This is a genomic window from Kitasatospora sp. NPDC091257 (assembly GCF_044757675.1).
Taxonomy (GTDB): Bacteria; Actinomycetota; Actinomycetes; order Streptomycetales; family Streptomycetaceae; genus Kitasatospora; species Kitasatospora lactacystinica.
Genome location: NZ_JBIVVI010001750.1, coordinates 1 through 1,305, shown reverse-complemented (window position 1 = coordinate 1,305; position 1,305 = coordinate 1). Strand labels below are relative to the sequence as shown.

Below are 1,305 nucleotides of genomic sequence, written 5' to 3'. Positions count from 1 at the left end.
CCCGGCTGCCGCGATCCCGGTCCTTCTTGAGTCGGTCCGGCTGGCCAAGCGCACGGGCAGCCCGGTGAAGATCGGTGCCGCCCTTACCAATCTCGGCACGGCGTTTCGGGAATCCGGGAGACTGAAGGACGCTGGCGAAGCGTTGGCCGAGTCCATTCTCTTTCACAAGGCATCCGGAGACCTTCGGAAGGAAGCCTCGGCGCACGGCGGGCTGGCTCTGGTTTTCAACGATTCCGGTCGCTTCGAGTCGGCGCTGGGCAGCTATCGGGACTCCCTGACCGCTTACCAGGAGGTCCAGGACGAGTTCGGGGTGGCTCTCGCCCACCTGAACCTGGGGGCCACATATCTGCACATGGGTGATCTGCGCAGAGCGACCGAGGCCCTGGAGTACGCTCGCGCCCGCTTCGAGGAGATGAGTGATGACTTCCATCTGGCGAGCGTGCTGGCCAACCTCGGCAATGTGCGGAAGCTGGCGGGTGACGTCTCTGGATCAGCGGTCCACTACCGGGCGTCACGGGGGATCTTCGAGCGGATCGGCGCGCCTGATCGGGTCCGGTTGGTCGATTCCCTGCTAGCGAAGCTGGACTGAGGCACCGTCCTGTAGGTGTCGGTGCCCGTTGGGGACGGTTCGGCCGCGCAGGCAGGGGCACCGGCCCGACGCGAGCCGGAACCGGCGCACGCCGGTCACAGCGGACGGGCGGGTGGCGGGGCCGCGGGTGGCGGGCGAGGATCGGGGGGACCGGGCGGACCCCTGAGAGCGGTGGCGGATGGCTGAGCAGCTCGGGGAGTCGCGGGCGGAGCTTTCCTCGCGCCTGAACTGGCTGCGCGCGGCCGTGCTGGGGGCCAATGACGGCGTGGTGTCGACGGCCGGCCTCGTGACCGGTGTGGCGGGCGCGGAGGGTTCCCGGACGGCGCTGCTCGCGGCCGGGGTGGCCGGGCTGTTGGCGGGGGCGATGTCGATGGCGGCGGGCGAGTACGTCTCGGTCAGCACCCAGCGGGACACCGAGCGGGCCGCGTTGGCGCAGGAGCGGCGGGAGCTCGCGGAGGATCCGGAGGGGGAGCTCGACGAGCTGACCGACTACTACCGGGGCAGTGGGCTGGAGGACGGCCTGGCCCGGGAGGTGGCGACGGCGCTGACCGAGCGGGACGCGCTGGCCGCTCACGCGCAGACCGAACTGGGCATCGACCCGGACGTGTTGACCAACCCCTGGGAGGCGGCGCTGGCGAGCGCGGCGGCGTTCACGCTGGGTGCGCTGGTGCCGCTGCTGGCGGTGCTGCTGCCGCCGGAGTCGTGGCGGCTGCTGG

Annotated in this window: 2 protein-coding genes; both read left to right on the top strand. The window is 71.2% G+C overall.

Going from position 1 to position 1,305, the window contains the following annotated elements; all coding sequences use genetic code 11:
- On the top strand, window positions 1-589 hold a 589-nt coding region (locus ACIQOV_RS41765), incomplete at its 5' end, for a tetratricopeptide repeat protein (RefSeq protein WP_401056415.1).
- A gap of 178 nt (window positions 590-767) precedes the next feature.
- Window positions 768-1,305, top strand: a 538-nt coding sequence (locus tag ACIQOV_RS41760; RefSeq protein ID WP_401056413.1) for a VIT1/CCC1 transporter family protein, incomplete at its 3' end; no start/stop codon positions are given.